The 16,424-nt window shown below is 44.2% G+C and carries 12 protein-coding genes; 4 read left to right on the top strand and 8 right to left on the bottom strand.

Annotated elements, in window-relative coordinates; translation table 11 throughout:
- Window positions 1-278: 278 nt before the first annotated feature.
- Window positions 279-3,107: an alpha/beta hydrolase family protein gene (locus AC0VXX_RS12330; protein WP_475514487.1), complete on the top strand. Its 2,829-nt coding sequence runs from the start codon at window positions 279-281 to the stop codon at window positions 3,105-3,107.
- 94 nt (window positions 3,108-3,201) lie between these two features.
- Entirely contained in the window at window positions 3,202-3,780 is a 579-nt protein-coding gene (locus tag AC0VXX_RS12325; RefSeq protein WP_475514486.1) for a methyltransferase family protein, read from the top strand.
- A gap of 70 nt (window positions 3,781-3,850) precedes the next feature.
- Here AC0VXX_RS12325 and AC0VXX_RS12320 read toward each other — a convergent pair whose 3' ends face one another.
- From AC0VXX_RS12320 to rdgC, 6 genes are all read right to left on the bottom strand, one after another.
- Window positions 3,851-4,237, bottom strand: coding sequence for a DUF3192 domain-containing protein (locus AC0VXX_RS12320; protein ID WP_475514485.1), 387 nt, complete (start codon window positions 4,235-4,237; stop codon window positions 3,851-3,853).
- A 140-nt stretch (window positions 4,238-4,377) separates the two neighbouring features.
- Window positions 4,378-5,145, bottom strand: a complete 768-nt coding sequence (gene xni / locus AC0VXX_RS12315; protein WP_475514484.1) for a flap endonuclease Xni — start codon at window positions 5,143-5,145, stop codon at window positions 4,378-4,380.
- Between the two features lie 65 nt (window positions 5,146-5,210).
- Entirely contained in the window at window positions 5,211-6,563 is a 1,353-nt protein-coding gene (gene ppnN, locus AC0VXX_RS12310; RefSeq protein ID WP_475514483.1) for a nucleotide 5'-monophosphate nucleosidase PpnN, read from the bottom strand.
- Window positions 6,564-6,706: 143 nt separating this feature from the next.
- Window positions 6,707-8,263, bottom strand: a complete 1,557-nt coding sequence (locus AC0VXX_RS12305) for a GGDEF domain-containing protein (RefSeq protein WP_475514482.1) — start codon at window positions 8,261-8,263, stop codon at window positions 6,707-6,709.
- A gap of 188 nt (window positions 8,264-8,451) precedes the next feature.
- Entirely contained in the window at window positions 8,452-10,605 is a 2,154-nt protein-coding gene (locus tag AC0VXX_RS12300; protein WP_475514481.1) for a tetratricopeptide repeat protein, read from the bottom strand.
- 611 nt (window positions 10,606-11,216) lie between these two features.
- Complete coding sequence (gene rdgC, locus AC0VXX_RS12295; RefSeq protein ID WP_110458676.1) at window positions 11,217-12,128, bottom strand: recombination-associated protein RdgC; 912 nt, start codon at window positions 12,126-12,128, stop codon at window positions 11,217-11,219.
- A gap of 302 nt (window positions 12,129-12,430) precedes the next feature.
- Between rdgC and AC0VXX_RS12290 the strand changes: the two genes are divergently transcribed.
- Window positions 12,431-13,381 (top strand): porin, encoded by a 951-nt coding sequence (locus AC0VXX_RS12290; protein ID WP_475514480.1) that lies wholly within the window; start codon window positions 12,431-12,433, stop codon window positions 13,379-13,381.
- A 622-nt stretch (window positions 13,382-14,003) separates the two neighbouring features.
- On the opposite strand, the gene AC0VXX_RS12285 is transcribed toward AC0VXX_RS12290, so the two are convergent.
- A complete protein-coding gene (locus tag AC0VXX_RS12285; RefSeq protein WP_119977858.1) occupies window positions 14,004-14,282 on the bottom strand; it encodes an oxidative damage protection protein in 279 nt (92 codons plus the stop codon).
- 2 nt (window positions 14,283-14,284) lie between these two features.
- Window positions 14,285-15,370: an A/G-specific adenine glycosylase gene (mutY, locus tag AC0VXX_RS12280; protein ID WP_475514479.1), complete on the bottom strand. Its 1,086-nt coding sequence runs from the start codon at window positions 15,368-15,370 to the stop codon at window positions 14,285-14,287.
- 283 nt (window positions 15,371-15,653) lie between these two features.
- Here mutY and trmB point away from each other — a divergent pair, with 283 nt between their 5' ends.
- Window positions 15,654-16,370 (top strand): tRNA (guanosine(46)-N7)-methyltransferase TrmB, encoded by a 717-nt coding sequence (gene trmB / locus AC0VXX_RS12275; protein ID WP_475514478.1) that lies wholly within the window; start codon window positions 15,654-15,656, stop codon window positions 16,368-16,370.
- The last annotated feature ends 54 nt before the right edge of the window (window positions 16,371-16,424 follow it).

Genomic DNA, 16,424 nt, shown 5'->3' with positions numbered 1-16,424 from the left:
CCACGGTTGGTCGTTACTGCTATTGTCTGACCATGTCGAAGACACGGTTTTATGACTATGAATTGTTTAGAAACTTATCCGCCCTATTTTAACCACTTTCGCGCAAGTTTTACAGGAAATAGTGAGCGGAATCACATTATTTGTTGCGCTTAACTTGCATTAATAAAGGCTAATGACGATGATTGATCCTTAAGCGTTAAAAAAGTCTACTTTAGTCTAAGATATAGCGACAGAATGCGACAAAATCGTTAATAAAATAATTATAAATGAGGAAAGCTTTGAAGTTATTACCTACAGCATCACTGACCATGTTATGTGTCAGCCTCTTTTCTGCCGGTACGTTTGCCGCAGATGTCACCCCCAACACCATCATGAAATTTGAGTCACTGCATAAGCCAGTATTAGCAGCCCAAGGGAGCGCCTTTGCCGTTGAAGTTGCCCCCGATCGCGGCGATAGTCACGGTTTAGCGAAACGACTCGACTCAAAGAAGTCATTTACAGTGAAAGGCGGGTCTAAACCTCAAATCAATCGTGATGGTCGTTTTGCCGCGTTTGTGATTGAGCCGACTTTACTTGCGCAAGAGATGGCTACTAATAAGGCGCGTAAGCAATTAAAGTCGGGGTTGGTATTACTCAATACCGATACAGGTAGCCAAGTGCAGTATGCCGGCGTCGAGCAGTTTGCTTTTAATCAGGCTGGCTCGCATCTGGCCATCTGGTATGCGGCCGATGAGGCTTCCGATGAAAGTGATACCAAAGCGGAAAGTGACCTTCAAGAAACGGCTACTACTGAGATTAATAGCCCTAAGGCAGATGCAAGTGCCCCTAAAGTGGATAAATACGATAAAGGCCGCACCTTAGAATTAGTAAACTTAAACGGTGCTAGCAGTCAAAAAATCGACCAAGTTACTGCTTATTATTTTGATAAGGCTGGCCGTTATGCGCTGGTGGCGCAAAATGATATCACCGCCAATATGCACAATTTGGTGTTAATCGATCTTAATACCGATAAGCAAACAGTGTTGCAAGCGTATGTAGACCAACAAATTGGTGCGGTATCATTAAGCGAAGATGGCCGCTTTGTTGCTTACACATTTGGCACCGCGTCAGAGGCGCCTTTTGGTCGTGAATACCAATTGAGCTTGTATCAATTGGCCGATGGCCGCGCCCATAGCGTTCCCAATACAGATGAATGGACACTTAATCGTTATAGTGAACTGACCTTCTCTGATGACAGTAAGCGCCTATTTTTTGGCCGCGTACCTCAGGTAAGCCAACAGCTTGAGCTGCCTAAAGTGGCGTCAGAGTCCGATCTTTTTGACCCTAGTATGATCACCGCTCAGCGTGGACTTAAACTTTGGCATGGCGACGATCCTAGGATTAAACCTAACGAAATAAAACAATATCAAAAAGATCTTAAGCGCAGTTATCTTGCGGTATTGCACCTTAATAGCAATCAAGTGGTGCAACTAGCGGATCTACAAGTACCAGATATTGAGCTGCAACAGCAGCAGCGCTATCTGATTGCCAGTTCTGATAAGCCTTACCTTAAAATGATCACCTGGGCGGGCTTTTACCGCGACTACTATATTGTCGATATCAATACAGGCCGCAAAAAGTTGTTTTTACCCCAGCAACCTAGCAGTGAAGCACCAAGGTTATCGCCCAATGAACGTTTTGCGGCCTATTACCAGCAAGGGGAGCTATTTCTCTATCAGATAGCACAAGATCGACGCGTGCACCTGACTAAGGATATAGACACGCCGTTTGCCGACGAAGATCACGATTACCCTTCGGCCGCACCTAGTTATGGTTTTGGCCCCTGGCTTGAAGATGGCTCGGCGCTTTTAGCTTATGATAAATATGATATTTGGCAATTTAATACCGAATCACTAACGGGCTTTACTATTACGGCGGGCCAAGGTCGTCAGCAGCAGATCCAGTATCGACTCGCAGGTTTAGTGGAGCATAAAGATAAACCCACAATCTTAACCGATGGCCAAGGCGTGTTATTGCATGGCTATAACGAGCGTACTAAAGGAGATGGTTTTTATCAGGCTAAGGTTGGGGTAGCTGGGGTTAAGGCATTGATGCAAGGCGATTATAAACTCACGCCTTTAGCCCGTGCTGAGTACAGTGATACGGTACTATTTAGTAAGCAGCGTTATGACCTGTACCCCGATATATACAGCAGCGAGGTTAGCGCGCCGCAGCACGCTGTGCGTCAAACAGACCTAGATAGTCAAAAACGTGGTCTCGATTGGGGTAATGCTGAGCTGGTACACTGGACTAATGGTGATGGCCAACCATTGGACGGGGTTTTAATTAAACCGAGCAATTATCAAGTGGGTAAGCGTTATCCAGTATTGGTTTATTTTTACCGTTTTATGAGTGACAGGTTGCATGCTTTCCCGCAAATGAAACTAAACCATCGGCCCAATTTTGCTTGGTATGCCGACAATGGCTACGCTATTTTCTTACCCGACATACGTTTTGAAGTGGGGTATCCGGGGGCGACATCAGTTCAGGCCTTAACCTCTGGTGTGCAGCATTTGATTGAAATGGGGATTGCCGATAGAGAGGCGATTGGTATTCAAGGTCATTCGTGGGGCGGGTATCAAACCGCATTTGCGGTGACTCAAACCCACATATTTAAAGCAGCGGTAACTGGGGCTCCTGTGGCAAACATGACCAGTGCTTACAGTGGCATACGTCATGGAACAGGACTTGCGCGTCAGTTTCAGTACGAAACGGGCCAGAGTCGCATAGGTGAAAGTCTGTTTAATGCGCCGCAAAAATATATCGAAAATTCACCGATATTCTATGCCGAGCGGATTAAAACACCTATGATGATCATGTTTGGTGATAAAGACGATGCTGTGCCATGGGAGCAAGGCGTTGAGCTTTATTTAGCCATGCGACGTGCGGGTAAAGAGGTGGTGTTTTTACAGTATGAAGATGAGCCTCATCATCTGAAAAAGTACCCCAATAAACTGGACTACAGCCTACGTATGATGCAGTACTTCGATCATTATCTTAAAGGCACACCAGCGCCGCAATGGCTACAGCAAGGCGAAGCGTATACTGAGTATAAAAAAGCTGATTAAGAGATGTTAATGCAAAGGCAATGAGTAAATTGAGTGAAAGCCGAGCGCAACCTTGCTCGGCTTTTTGTTATCCAAGATAACAGCGGGAGTGTCAATGACAGTTAAAAATAACGATGCGGATACTGACAATAAACAGCGAACTAATATCCTTGCTGACAATCAAGGTCCTGACAATCAAGGTTCTGACAATCAAGGTTCTGACAATCAAGGCGCTGACAATCAAGGCGCTAAGGTGAGGTTTCCACCACCGCTTGTCTTTATCATTATGATGGCGTTAGCCTATGTGGCTGAGCAGTATTATCCTTCGGGTATTGCATTGCCCCAAGTACTAAAGGTGTTGGCGCAGGCGCTGATGTTGCTTGGCTTATTGATGCTTGTGCATTTGCTATTGATTTTTAAACGAAAACGCACCTCGATAGAGCCCTGGGGACCTGCCTCATGCATCATCACCAGTGGCTATTATCGTTACTCGCGTAATCCGATTTATATGATTTTTTGTATTTATCCCCTCGGGCTGGGAACGATACTGGACTCGTTATGGGTGATGCTTAGTATGATCCCGAGTTGCGTGGGGGTGTATTACATTGCTATTAAGGCTGAGGAGCGTTATCTGCGGGCACGCTTTCCCAAGGTGTATGGCGAGTATTGTCAGCGTGTTAGGCGCTGGTGTTAGGCGCTGGTGTTAGTGCGCTAGCTCAGCCCGTGTCTAGCCATCGCGATTAATTAAGGCTTAGCTGTGCGTCTCACCCGCCGACATTAGTGGTTAAATATTGCTGATAAGTATCTTGGCCCCATGCGATAAGTTTATTATTTTTAAACAGCAGTGGGGTGCATTCATCTCGGGTGGTTTCACCGTCAGACTTACTGTGGTGAGTACGGTAAAACAACACTTGCAGTGAATCTTGCTCGACGGTTTTGGCTTCTGAAAAATCGGCTTTACCTAGTACCAATGTGACTGTATCTAATGGTTGACCTAAGGTTAATTCGCTAAGCTTTGCATTGTTGTAGGCCTGTCTGTCTTGCCAGTCCATATCTTCAGGGCTAGGTTCATAAACCAACACCACCACAAGTACAAAAGCGACGTAAGCAGCAAACAGAGTACCAATAATAACGGGGACTTTTGATTTCATGCCAGTACAGGCTCCTTATAGTGGGCGGTGATTAAAGCATTGCTTAAGTAATTAACATAACCTTTACAATATAAGGCAGATGAAATGGCGAAGATAGCTTTAGCTTAGTAAATATGTTGATTTATTCAGTAAGCCAATGTTTACGCGCCATTTGCCTGTGTGACTCTAAAATAGGCCAAATGAGTATTGAGTGGCATGTCTGTTTGAAGTTGGACTAATTTATAGCTAAGTCTGGCAAGTGGTTTTCCCTGCTCAAGTTTTTTTGCCTGTTTAGCCCCGACATTGTCCAGCGAAGCATAGATATTGGCTAAGGTTCTATAGGTTTTTAATAGCTCTGCAGCCGATTTAGGGCCAATACCTGGCACACCAGGGATCTTGTTACCGTTATCACCAGCCAGCGCTAAAAAGTCGATAAATTGGCTACGATCGACTGCCAGCTTTTGCTCGCGCTCTGCGATACTGATTTCACACTGATTAAAGTAGTCCCACAGTAAAATATTGGGGTGCAATAATTGGGTGAAGCCTTTATCGGTCGAGACGATAATGGCCTTGTGTGCTTGACTCATTTTAGTGGCGAGTGTGGCTATGACATCATCGGCTTCCGCTTGCGCATTGATAGAGTTAATTCCCAGCTCTGCCAAGTGGCCTTTAATGCCCTCTAATGCCTTTGCTAGCGCATCTGGCATAGGTTTTCGGCCTTTTTTATAATCTTCATATAAACGTTTGCGCCAAGAAATGGCATCACCGTCCCATACAATAGCAACATGGGATGGGGTGTGGGTTTTGAGTAGTTTTAAGCAGGCGGAGCCGACACGTTGGGGTAAGCCATTAACATCGTTTTCATTAGGTTGGGCGGCATGGATGCGCCGCACCAGATTCAGTCCATCGATGATTAAAAACGTATTCATAAAATGTATCGGGTCTCTAGGTTAGCTGATAATTGACCTACCAATTTAAGGTAAGTCGTGATGCCTTAGGTGACTATTTTATAGCAAGGAAGATAGGTGCTTCCGGGTAATTTCATACGTTGCTGGGCAACAAAGGCTTGCAATAATGTATCCATCATCGCCATGAGTTTGGGGTCGCCTTTAAGCTCAAATGGGCCAAACTCTTGAATATCTCTGATGGTATCCATTTTCACATTTCCCGCCACTATTCCAGAAAATGCGCGCCTTAGATTGGCGGCAAGCTCTGCTTTATTATCAATAAAATAAAGATTTAAATTACTCATTACTTCATGGGTTGGAGTAAAAGGCAATTGAAATTCGGGTTCAATTTTTAGTGACCAATTATACTGGTAAGAGTCACCAATCTCTTTGCGGTAGTGCTTAATGTCATCCATGCCATGGCTCATAATGCGAGCAACATGTACGGGATCATCTATGATGATTTGGTACTTATCCTGTGCTTCTTTGCCTAGTGTCGCAGCAATAAATTCATCAATTTTATTAAAATAATCCTCACTCTCTTTTGGCCCAGTTAAAATGAGAGGGAAGGGTAATGGCTGATTTTCTTTATTGAGTAAAATACCCAGTAGATAGAGTAGCTCTTCGGCGGTTCCGGCACCGCCAGGGAAGATAATGATGCCATGGCCAAGGCGTACAAAGGCTTCTAGGCGCTTTTCGATATCAGGGAGAATGATGAGTTCATTCACAATTTGATTGGGAGGCTCGGCGGCGATGATGCTGGGTTCGGTTAACCCTATGTATCTTGCATCGCGGACCCGTTGTTTGGCGTGACCAATCGCCGCGCCTTTCATTGGTCCTTCCATTGCGCCAGGGCCACAACCGGTACAAATATCGAGATTACGTAAACCTAACTGATAGCCGACTTCGCGGGTGTATTGGTATTCCTCTGCATTAATACTATGGCCACCCCAACACACGACAATATTGGGCTCGCGGCGAGGAATGGCCTGAGCATTACGTAAAATATCAAATACGACATTGGTGATGTGGCTCGAATTCGTGAGGTTGATATGCTTGAGGTTGTCGTAGCGGTCACTTAAATAGACGATATCGCGTAAGACGGCGAACAAGTGTTCTTGAATGCCCGCAATAATATTACCATCGACAAAAGCCGCTTCTGGCGGATTGATTAACTCTATCTTTATACCACGCTCACGACGTAGCACATTGATATTAAAATCACGATACTGTTCAAATAGTTGTAAGGGATCATCGGTATGGGAGCCTGAGGCGAGTACCGCGAGTGCGCAACTGCGAAATAATTGATACAGCTCGCTGCTGGCGTTTTGTTTGAGGCGATCGACTTCCAGTTGTGAAAGTTGATCCATACTGCCTCTAGGGCTGATATTGACGATCATGGCATCTCCTTATGTACAGAATGACGCATGAAGATGACAGGAGAAAGCCCGATGTTCACTATGGTGTAAGTGATGAGGCCTTAGCGATATGACTATGCCAGGGGACTTAAGTCGATGGCTAAATCTTCGGTTTGTGCTTCGGGTTACGCGTCAATAATCACTCTGTCTCTGCTTTCGTGTTTAGCCTGGTAGAGGGCTGCATCGGCTCGCTCGAAAGTTTCATTTATCTGCTCAGTATCGAGAAGTTGTGCAGCACCTATAGACACTGTAACTGTAATTCTCTGATTTTTAAATTTAAAAGGAATATTTTTTACTTTTTCCCTTACACGATTGAGCAGATGTTTTATATCGGTAGCAGAGACATCGGGGATAAGTAGTACAAATTCTTCACCGCCGTAACGGGCTACAAATTCAGAATCCCTCAAGGAGTTTTTCAGCGCCATGGAGATCACCTGTAAGGTTTTATCGCCCGTGCTGTGACCAAAACTATCATTAATCGCTTTGAAGTGGTCGATATCGGCCACAGCCACCCATAGTGGATGTTTGTGACGTTGGTAATTGCGGTATTCGAGCTCCATACGCTCTTCAAGCGCCGCTCGATTAGGTAGTTGTGTTAAGGAGTCAAGCATAGTGAGCTTTTGTTGCTCAAATAGTCGTTCCTTGTAGACACTGGCTTCTTTACTTAGCTCATTAAGTTCATCACGCATGGTTTCAATAGATTTGCGCAGCAGGGCTTGCTCACGTTGCTCTAGTGCTTCTTTGCGACCTAGAGCTGTGCGGATCGAAACCAGTTGTTCTGCCACCTGTGATTTGAGCTGGTCAATATTATTAATATCGATGACAGCTTCACCCACGTTATCCACCCGCGAATTAATTTCTCGATTAAGTTGCTGCTTGAGTTGGAAACTGCGTTGACTATTGTTATAAGAGTCTGTGACCACTTCTCGTACTGCTGAAAGCGCATCGTTAAGTACATACAAAAATTCTTTTGAGGCACTTTTTTCTAGCGCAATATTCTCCAGCAATAGCGTTAATACGGTTTGGTAGGCATCTATGAGGCCGTCAATATCAATCTCGCCGGCTAAATAGTCTTTGATGACTAAAACTTGATCGCGCTGATCTTTGCGAAATTCGATTTCCGAGACCATCTGAGCCAATTCATGGGCGAGTTGGCGGTGTTTAGGTAACACAGAGAGGGCATCATCTTGGGCTAATTGTGCCTGTAAAATTGCATTATAAAAATTGACAAGACTTTTTACCTTAGGGAAGTAATCCCAGCAGGTGTAAAACGGTTTACCTAAATCTTGCTTAAAATAGGCGATCTCTTTTGTTAGTTTGTCGGGTAACGAGTCAAATCGCTGTAGCTGGCGCACCACTTTAGTTAAGCTGGCACGGCTATCTTCTAACTGCGCCATCATATAGTGATATTGATGTTTAACTAAATGCTCAACTTCGACTAACTCAGGTAAGACCTCTTCGATATGTTCGATGCTTGCCAGATTATGGCGCAATTTGGCTAACTTGTTATCGAGTTCGATATTTTGCCCTTTGCAGGCGAGACTGAGCTGGCTAATAAACTGCAGTAAGGCATGTTGGTTTTGATTTTTTTGTTCGCTTAGCTCATTCAATGCGGTTTTAGCACTATGAAGCTTCTGCTGCAGAAGTGATACTTGGGAAACACTTGCCATAGAGTCTTTCATGCTAGACCTTATAATTGTAATTGAGCGTAATCATAATGGTAAAAAATATCCTGCGCAGCGCATCTAGCAATCGTTCAGTTGCATAGCACTTTAAAGCAAATTTCGATAGCACTAATGGTATATCATTCATGAGCCTTAGCAAACGAACTTTAGGCCAGAGATGCGTGCTTATCCGCAATTTTAACCCTTTAATCTGTGGTTATATGACTACTTGGCCAACGAATAAGCGTTTTATCATCGTTACATTCCACTTTAACCAAGCCGCGACTGATGCCTTTTTCTAAGTGTGAATAGAGCGGCGCAGAAAATATAGCAACAGGTGCAAAACTCAGCGGAATAATAGAGACAAAATAGTCTTTATTATGGCCAAGACTTATTGCACCAGCCACCATCATCTGAAGCACGTTAAAATAGACATTAGGTTCGAGCTTGATATCGGGATCTTGTAATAACGGCAAGCTTAATATGCCTAAATGTAACTGAGCATCATTAAGCTTTGGTTGGGTTTCAAGCACGCGGCGAATATCGTCTAATAGCGTCATTGGTGCTATCGATTGCTTGAGGGTGATAGCCAGTACACCGGGGCGAATTAAGTAGCTGTCGCATTCTAACTGCCGATCTAACTGCGACATAAATTTCAGCATCACTTGCTGGTAGGTGTCTAGCCCCCATTCAATGTCAATATTGTGTTTGTTAGTTAGCGAGATTAATCCCACCATGGCCAGTTTATCGGCTTGGGCTAGGGATTCAGTTAATCCACGGTAGCCGTTAATTTCGCTGACGGGCTCGTTAGTGAGTCGCTTTTTTAACGCCATTTTTCGTAGGCTAATTTGTTGCTTACTGCGCCATTGATAAATACAGGTCAATAACAACATGGCTGCCAAGACTAGGCTAATCACTAATGCTGTTTTAAATTGAGCGCTTTGTTGTTGCTGGATATTGCTCGCAGTTTTTAACTGGCTCAATTGCAGCTCAAGCTTTTGTTCTGCTAGGCTATTTTCGTTGGATTCAGGCTTTTCATTGGCTTGCTGGTTAAGCTCATCGCTAAGATCGAGCAGTTGAGTCAACGCGTTATGAGCTTTTTCTGTGTCACCAAGCGCTATAAAGGCTTGAGTGCGATAGCGTAATGCCTCAATCATCTGCTCTAAAAGGCTTTTTTCTTTAGCCAAAACAAAGGCCTTTGCGGCATAATTATTAACCATGCGCCAATCTTCAATACTGCTGGCAACCTGAGCGATAAGTAAGTCGTTGTATACCAAATAATGTTTACTCTTTTTTTGTAAAAATAAGCTGTTAGCTTTTACTAAAAAGTCTAATGCCGTTTTGGCTTCATTGTTATTAAAATAGGCTTCACCTAAATTATGGAAGTTAAGCGCCTGCGCGGTTAGGTTACCGCTTTTAACATCAATTTGTTGTGCATTAAGATAATAATCAATGGCTTGATTCCATAACCCTTGCTCGGCATAAACAATCGCAATGGCAGTCATGCAACTGGACAAGTAATTATTGTTATTGAGCGCTTTAAAACCGTCGGCAGCTTTGTGAGCATATTGTAGTGCTTCATCCCAAGATTGCAGATCGCGATAAACCCGCGCAAGCCTAAGCGATAATATTGCATTCAAGAAGGGCTGGTTGATGTTTTCTGAGCGACGAATAGCTTCGGTATAATGTTGTAATGCTTTATTAAATTGTTCATTTTGAGTGTAAAACTTACCTAGGGCCGCTTCAGCGTTGGCGCTGAGATAGTCATTATTGAGTTGATAGGCTAGCTGTCGATATTGATTAAGGTGGAGCTGAGCTTGAGCGGTTTGTAAGGTGATACGGTAGATGTCGCCTAATTGATGATGAATATTGTGTCTTAGTAGTACAGTGCGCACATCTTCAGAGTTATCCAGTTGATTAAGCGCTTGGGTATAGAGTGCGATAGCTTGTTGGTAATCTTGCTTTTCTCTGCCAATTTTGCGTGCCTTTAGCATATATAAATTACTCATATCATAAGGCGTGTCGGCAATCGTTTCTAATGATGTAATAATGGCTGAGGCTTTGGATATGCTGGCGTTTTCCCCTAAGTCAGATTCAAGGTAAATGCGCGCCAGCCATTGCAGTTGCTCTTCAAATTCATCAGCATCGAACCCATGCTCATGAGCTATTTGTCTAAATTCAGTGTCATTATTAAAGCTGGGATCAAAGTTAAGGGTTTGCATCATCTCCTGAAAAAGCAGACTCGGCGTCTCCCTCAGTTTAACCTCTTGTGACACGAGTTGAAGTTGACTATACGCAGCGGTTGCCGCAGAGCAATACATGAATGCAGGTACTAATAGACAGTAGAAAAAAGCGCGCATAGGTATCTCGCAATCACCCTTTTTAAGGGCTTATTATGATTTTTGAATTATGTCCGTAACCCAATATTATTTTAGGTTTTAATCACGAACCTCATATGGCAACAATAATAACAGAAGCAGGCGTGTGAGAAACCTGCTATGCGCTTGATTTTGAGTTTAAATGTCTTTTTATTACCCACTCTTATGCTGAAGTTAAATATCATATCGACTTTAGTCTAACTCACGGTTACCTCGGTTAAGCTTGAGATGCAATGAACAAAGCAATAACCGATTCGAACACCTTAACGGTTAACATACCGCTAATAGGAAAAATAAGTATCGCCGCTGATCGATAAGCTTAACTTCAAGGCGGAGTATGGGCAGCGATTATGTCGTCGTTTGCAACGGCGTCAGCAAGCAGCAATTTAACGCTTTGAGCATATCTGGTGTTAACGCTTAATGCGTGCGGATATGGTTGTTATCATATGAAACCCTATATGTGTAAAGATATTTAGGGCAAGACACCTAAGACAAAAAAAGCCACCGCGGATTGCGGTGGCTTTTTATCAATTGCAGCTCAGTTAACCCATAAGGGGGTTAAGCCTTGCTCACTAACTTAGTGATTAAGTGCTTTACAGGCTATCTTCGAAACCGCCAAGCACTTCAACTAAGGCGTTCATCAAAGCAATTAATTCACTGCCCATTAAGGCAAAGTCTGCGTCCAGTCGTGCGATAGGATCTTCGGTGCCCACTTCGTCATTGCCTGCTCTAAACTCTTCAGAAAACTTAAGGCGTTTAATGCCAGCATCTGATTGCAGTACAAACGCAATGGATTGAGCAAAATGCAGTGCTAACTTATGTACTTGCTTACCCGTTTCGATATGGGCAAGGACTTCGTTTTCGGTCAGATCTTGCTGCTTGAAGCGTACAATACCACCTTCATCTGAGTCAGATTTGAGTTCAGCTTCATCTTGCATCTCAAACGGCGCTGGTGCGCTATTGGCTTTTAACCAATCGGTTAACTGAGTTTCGATAGGCGTTTTAAAGCTCAATGGAATAACCGGTAGCGAACCTAATGCTTTACGCAGTAGCGCGAGTAACTCTTCTGCCTTAGCGGCGCTTGAGCTGTCGACTAAAATCATATCGATTTCAGGCAGGATCAACGCATGAGTCTGGCTACGACGTGAAAAAGCGCGTGGTAGCAAGGTCGTGGTGATCTCATCTTTTAATGCATCTTTCTCTTTTTTCGCCAGTTTACGATTTTCAGCATCTTCGATTTGCGTCACTTTTTCATCAAGTGCTTCTTTAATCACTTGTGAGGGAAGAATTTTCTCCTCTTTGGTGACACAAATAAGGTGTCTGTCACCTGCGCTATGGACTAAGGTGTGCCCGAGTTTGCCTAATGCTTTTGAAAAGCCAAACTTGCTGATGTCCTGACTTGAGCAGGGAGAAAAGGTAAAGTCTTCAAGTGACTTCTCTAGCGCTTCTGTATCGACAGAGAAAGGTTTATTAAAACGATAAACAGTAAGATTTTTAAACCACATGATAGGCGCCCAATCAAAAATAAAGCCGCAGTGTAAGCCATTGTCGACGTCGGGTAAACTGCTATCGCTTAGCGGCAAAATGTCATAAAAAGTTCGCTTTTAGCATAATTCATTAAACTGTCACATTACTTTTAGCCTTGCTCAAAGCCTTACTCTGTATGGCTTTGAGAGCCAATCTCATCGTCTTCATACGCTTAGCTCGATAGCAATGCCAAAATATGAAATAAAACTGCAACATAAAAATTGCACACTTTCGGCCGTCCAAACCAATAACCCAGACGAACATACGTCGAAAGGATTAAATGATGAACGTTTTTTGTAAAACTCTGCTTGCTTCTGCGTTAGCGACTGCCACTCTTGCATCTGCACAGGCGGCGGATCCATTGACTGTTTACGGAAAGTTAAATGTGACGGCTCAATCTAATGATGTCGATGGTGATGCAACGACGACGATTCAAAGTAACGCTTCACGCTTTGGTGTTAAAGGGGATTTTGAGTTAAGCCAATCGCTCGAAGCTTTCTATACTGTGGAATATGAAGTCGATACTGGTGACTCAGCCAAGGAAAACTTCAAGGCGCGCAATCAGTTTGTTGGCCTTAAAGGTAACTTTGGTGCTTTTTCTGTTGGCCGTAACGACACTATGCTTAAGGTGTCTCAAGGTAAGGTTGACCAGTTTAACGATCTCTCGGGTGATCTGAAAAACTTATTTAAAGGTGAAAACCGTATCGAGCAGACAGCGACTTATATTACGCCAGCCTTTAGCGGTTTTACCCTTGGGGTGACCTATGCCGCAGAAGGTGCAAGTTCACAATATGCTCAAGATGGATTTAGCGTTGCAGCCATGTATGGTGATGCTAAGTTGAAAAAATCGCCTATCTTCGCCTCGGTTGCCTATGATGCAGACGTAAAAGGCTACGAGGTGGTGCGCGCCACGGTGCAAGGTAAAATTGCCGATTTAGTGTTAGGTGGTATGTATCAGCAGCAAGAGGCGACTTACACCAAGTTAGGTGAAGCGGTTGTCGGCGCCGAGAGTAAAACGGGCTACTTGTTAAGTGCGGCTTACACCATAGAGGCTATCGTGCTGAAAGCGCAATACCAAGATATGGAAGATTTGGGTGACTCATGGTCAGTGGGTGGTGATTACAAACTGGGTAAGCCGACTAAGCTATTTGCTTTTTACACTAACCGTTCGTTAGAAGCTGAAGTTAACGATGAAAAATACTTCGGTGTAGGCTTAGAGCATAAATTTTAATGTGACTCTATAGCCGGCTTTAATTGCCATTAACACTTAGTCAAAAACCCTTAATGCGAGCATTAAGGGTTTTCTGTTTGATGGGCATCTAGCCCTGCTAGCCATTAAAGGTAGCCATATCTATGTTGATTCACCTTGTATGGAGGCACTTAAATTAAGGTGATATTGTGGTGTCATAGGCAAGCTGCGCCTAGGGCCTGTTGATCTTTTAAGGTTGTTTTTGCAGCGAATTGTTGGGTATTTATACAAGTAAGAAGCTTTGTGGTGTAGTTATTCTACATAAAAAGCTGAGAACGCAGTAGAAATGACCAACAAACGCTGCCCGAAGGGGGTCGGCTAAAAACGTTTTACTCTTTGTTAAGTGAATTTTGCTTAGATGACTAGGCTGCAATCCACTCGCCTCGATTAAAACGTTTTTGTCTCGAACAAAATTCAACCAGCAAAGAACAACAGGCCCTAGGATAAAGCAAATAGGCTGAATAGAGGTGACTTGGCAGGTAAGGCTAACTTGCCATAAATGCAAACAGGCGCCATTAACTCATCGTTAAGTGGCGCCTATTTATTGCGAGGTTATGCGAGGAGGATTTACTTGTCGACCTTTTACTTGTCGTCCTTTTACTGATTACTGGTCATCCTTCTGGGGGACATAACCTTCAATTTCGACCTCTTTACCTTCAAATAAAAAGTTGACCATCTGCTCTTCGAGGAACTTACGGTCGTCAACATTCATCATGTTGAGCTTTTTCTCGTTGATAAGCATGGTTTGTTTTGCTTGCCAAAGTGTCCATGCCTCTTGACTAATATTGTCAAAAATACGTTTTCCCAACTCACCTGGGTAAAGTTGGAAGGCTAGGCCGTCAGCCTCTTTCTTTAGATATTGGCAATTCACTGTACGCGCCATGATTACTCCTTAATGACTACTGAACCTAGGCTGGCTAAAATACGCTCGGTTGCCGCAGCAAGGCCAACTTTCGGTGGATTGGTTATGTTATACCAGAGTGATGCATCATCTTCCATTACCAGATGGGCTTTTGCTGCCACTTTATCTTTGCTGTCACTTTGGACTATGGTGCCCTCTATGGCGGTGATATCGAGATGGAAATGGCTAAAGGTGTGCCTAAAGCTGGTGAGCGGCTCAGCTAAGTGCAGCCTAATTGCCTGCTGTTGGGCATAGTTATCCAACTCGGCTTGAGAGGCAAATTGAGGGAAACACCAGAGCCCGCCCCAAATGCCTGCCGGAGGACGTTTAATCATCATGACCTGCTTGTTATTGCGGATCACCAACATAAAGGCTTGTTTTTCTGGGATGCTTTTTTTAGGTTTTTTCCCTGGGAACTCGGTTTGGCGCCCCATTAACTGGGCTTTGCAATCGACTGCCACAGGGCACTGTTCGCACTTAGGTTTAGCGCGAGTACAGATGCTGGCACCAATATCCATCATCGCTTGATTGTATTGGGTAATGTGCTGTTTTGGAGTAAGGGTGTCGGTAAGCTGCCATAGCTGCTCCTCAACCTGCTTTTTTCCTGGCCAGCCAGCGATGGCGCCGTGGCGCGCGAGCACTCTTTTTACATTGCCATCTAAAATCGGATGATGTTGACCAAGAGATAGCGATAACACCGCGCCTGCTGTGGAGCGACCAATGCCGGGTAACGCTAATACTTGTTCAAATTCAATAGGAAACTCGCCGCCATGCTGGGTGACGATAAGCTGGGCACTTTTATGCAAGTTTCGGGCTCTGGCATAGTAGCCTAGGCCTGTCCAATGGTGCAGCACTTCATCTTGCTCGGCCATTGCGAGCTCTTTTATGCTCGGAAACCGCTGCATAAAGGCTTCGAAATAGGGAATAACGGTTGCGACTTGCGTCTGCTGCAACATGATCTCTGACACCCATACTTTATAAGGGGTTTTATCTTGTTGCCAAGGAAGGTGCTTACGGCCGTGTTCGGCGTACCAGCTAACAATGCGCTGGTGAAATGGCTCTTTTTTCATGGCGCACAGTGTATAGAGCGTATCTTGGTTTCTCAACCTAAATAGGCGTTAACCTATAGCGTTGGTCGCATCTATGATGATTATTGGTATACTTTGGCGACAATAGGGCTTGCACTGCACCAGTAACTTTGCATAATGCCTTTCTTTTTATGATTTCCAAATATATTAGTATCAAGGTTAACTACAATCTTGCTGGTGAGGCGCCGTTATCGGCAGATAACCCTAATTTAAGCTACATCAGAGACTATATGGCCATCGCTGGCAGATTATTGAGGCTAAAACAATGAGTGACGTTACCACCGCTGAATTTAATGAAGAGGGTAAATACCTTCGTAAAGTAAGAAGCTTTGTATTACGAGAAGGGCGTTTAACAAAAGGTCAAGCGGTTGCAATGGAGCAACAATGGCCAGTGATGGGGCTAGATTACTCGCCACAGCCACTGGATTTAGCCGCTATATTTGGCCGTGAAGCAGATACCGTACTTGAGATCGGTTTCGGTATGGGTGCCTCGCTGGTTGAGATGGCTAAGGCCGCTCCTGAGCTGAACTTTATTGGTATCGAAGTGCATAAGCCTGGGGTTGGCGCATGTTTAGCCGAAGCCGCCGAAGCGGGCGTGACCAATTTACGCGTGTTCCATCATGATGCGATTGAAGTGCTCGAAAACAGTATCTTACCTGGCTCTCTTGCGCGGGTGCAGCTGTTTTTCCCCGATCCTTGGCACAAAAAACGTCATCACAAGCGTCGTATTGTGCAGCCTGAATTTGTGCAGACGATTCGTAACAGCCTTAAGATTGGTGGTGTGTTTCATTTGGCAACCGATTGGGAAAATTACAGCGAGCATATGCTTGAGGTAATGAGCGCGGCACCTGGTTATAAAAATCAGTCTGTTACCGGCGATTTTGTGCCACGTCCAGAGCATCGTCCCTTAACTAAGTTTGAAGCCCGTGGTCATCGCCTCGGCCATGGCGTATGGGATCTAATGTTCGAACGCTGTGAATAAGATTTTAACATTGCCATGATAATCAAATGATTAATCTGGCTGTATTGAGTAAGT

The sequence above is a fragment of the Shewanella sp. QJM3NY_23 genome, assembly GCF_056173105.1.
This window is presented reverse-complemented; position numbering and strand designations above follow the sequence as displayed.

What these genes read in the sequence shown, in the direction of transcription:
- mutY (WP_475514479.1), bottom strand. Translation starts at nt 15,370, where the DNA reads ATGAAAAAAGAGCCATTTCACCAGCGCATTGTTAGCTGGTACGCCGAA.
- AC0VXX_RS12325 (WP_475514486.1), top strand. Translation starts at nt 3,202, where the DNA reads ATGACAGTTAAAAATAACGATGCGGATACTGACAATAAACAGCGAACT.
- AC0VXX_RS12285 (WP_119977858.1), bottom strand. Translation starts at nt 14,282, where the DNA reads ATGGCGCGTACAGTGAATTGCCAATATCTAAAGAAAGAGGCTGACGGC.
- trmB (WP_475514478.1), top strand. Translation starts at nt 15,654, where the DNA reads ATGAGTGACGTTACCACCGCTGAATTTAATGAAGAGGGTAAATACCTT.
- ppnN (WP_475514483.1), bottom strand. Translation starts at nt 6,563, where the DNA reads ATGATCGTCAATATCAGCCCTAGAGGCAGTATGGATCAACTTTCACAA.
- xni (WP_475514484.1), bottom strand. Translation starts at nt 5,145, where the DNA reads ATGAATACGTTTTTAATCATCGATGGACTGAATCTGGTGCGGCGCATC.
- AC0VXX_RS12300 (WP_475514481.1), bottom strand. Translation starts at nt 10,605, where the DNA reads ATGCGCGCTTTTTTCTACTGTCTATTAGTACCTGCATTCATGTATTGC.
- rdgC (WP_110458676.1), bottom strand. Translation starts at nt 12,128, where the DNA reads ATGTGGTTTAAAAATCTTACTGTTTATCGTTTTAATAAACCTTTCTCT.
- AC0VXX_RS12290 (WP_475514480.1), top strand. Translation starts at nt 12,431, where the DNA reads ATGATGAACGTTTTTTGTAAAACTCTGCTTGCTTCTGCGTTAGCGACT.
- AC0VXX_RS12320 (WP_475514485.1), bottom strand. Translation starts at nt 4,237, where the DNA reads ATGAAATCAAAAGTCCCCGTTATTATTGGTACTCTGTTTGCTGCTTAC.
- AC0VXX_RS12305 (WP_475514482.1), bottom strand. Translation starts at nt 8,263, where the DNA reads ATGAAAGACTCTATGGCAAGTGTTTCCCAAGTATCACTTCTGCAGCAG.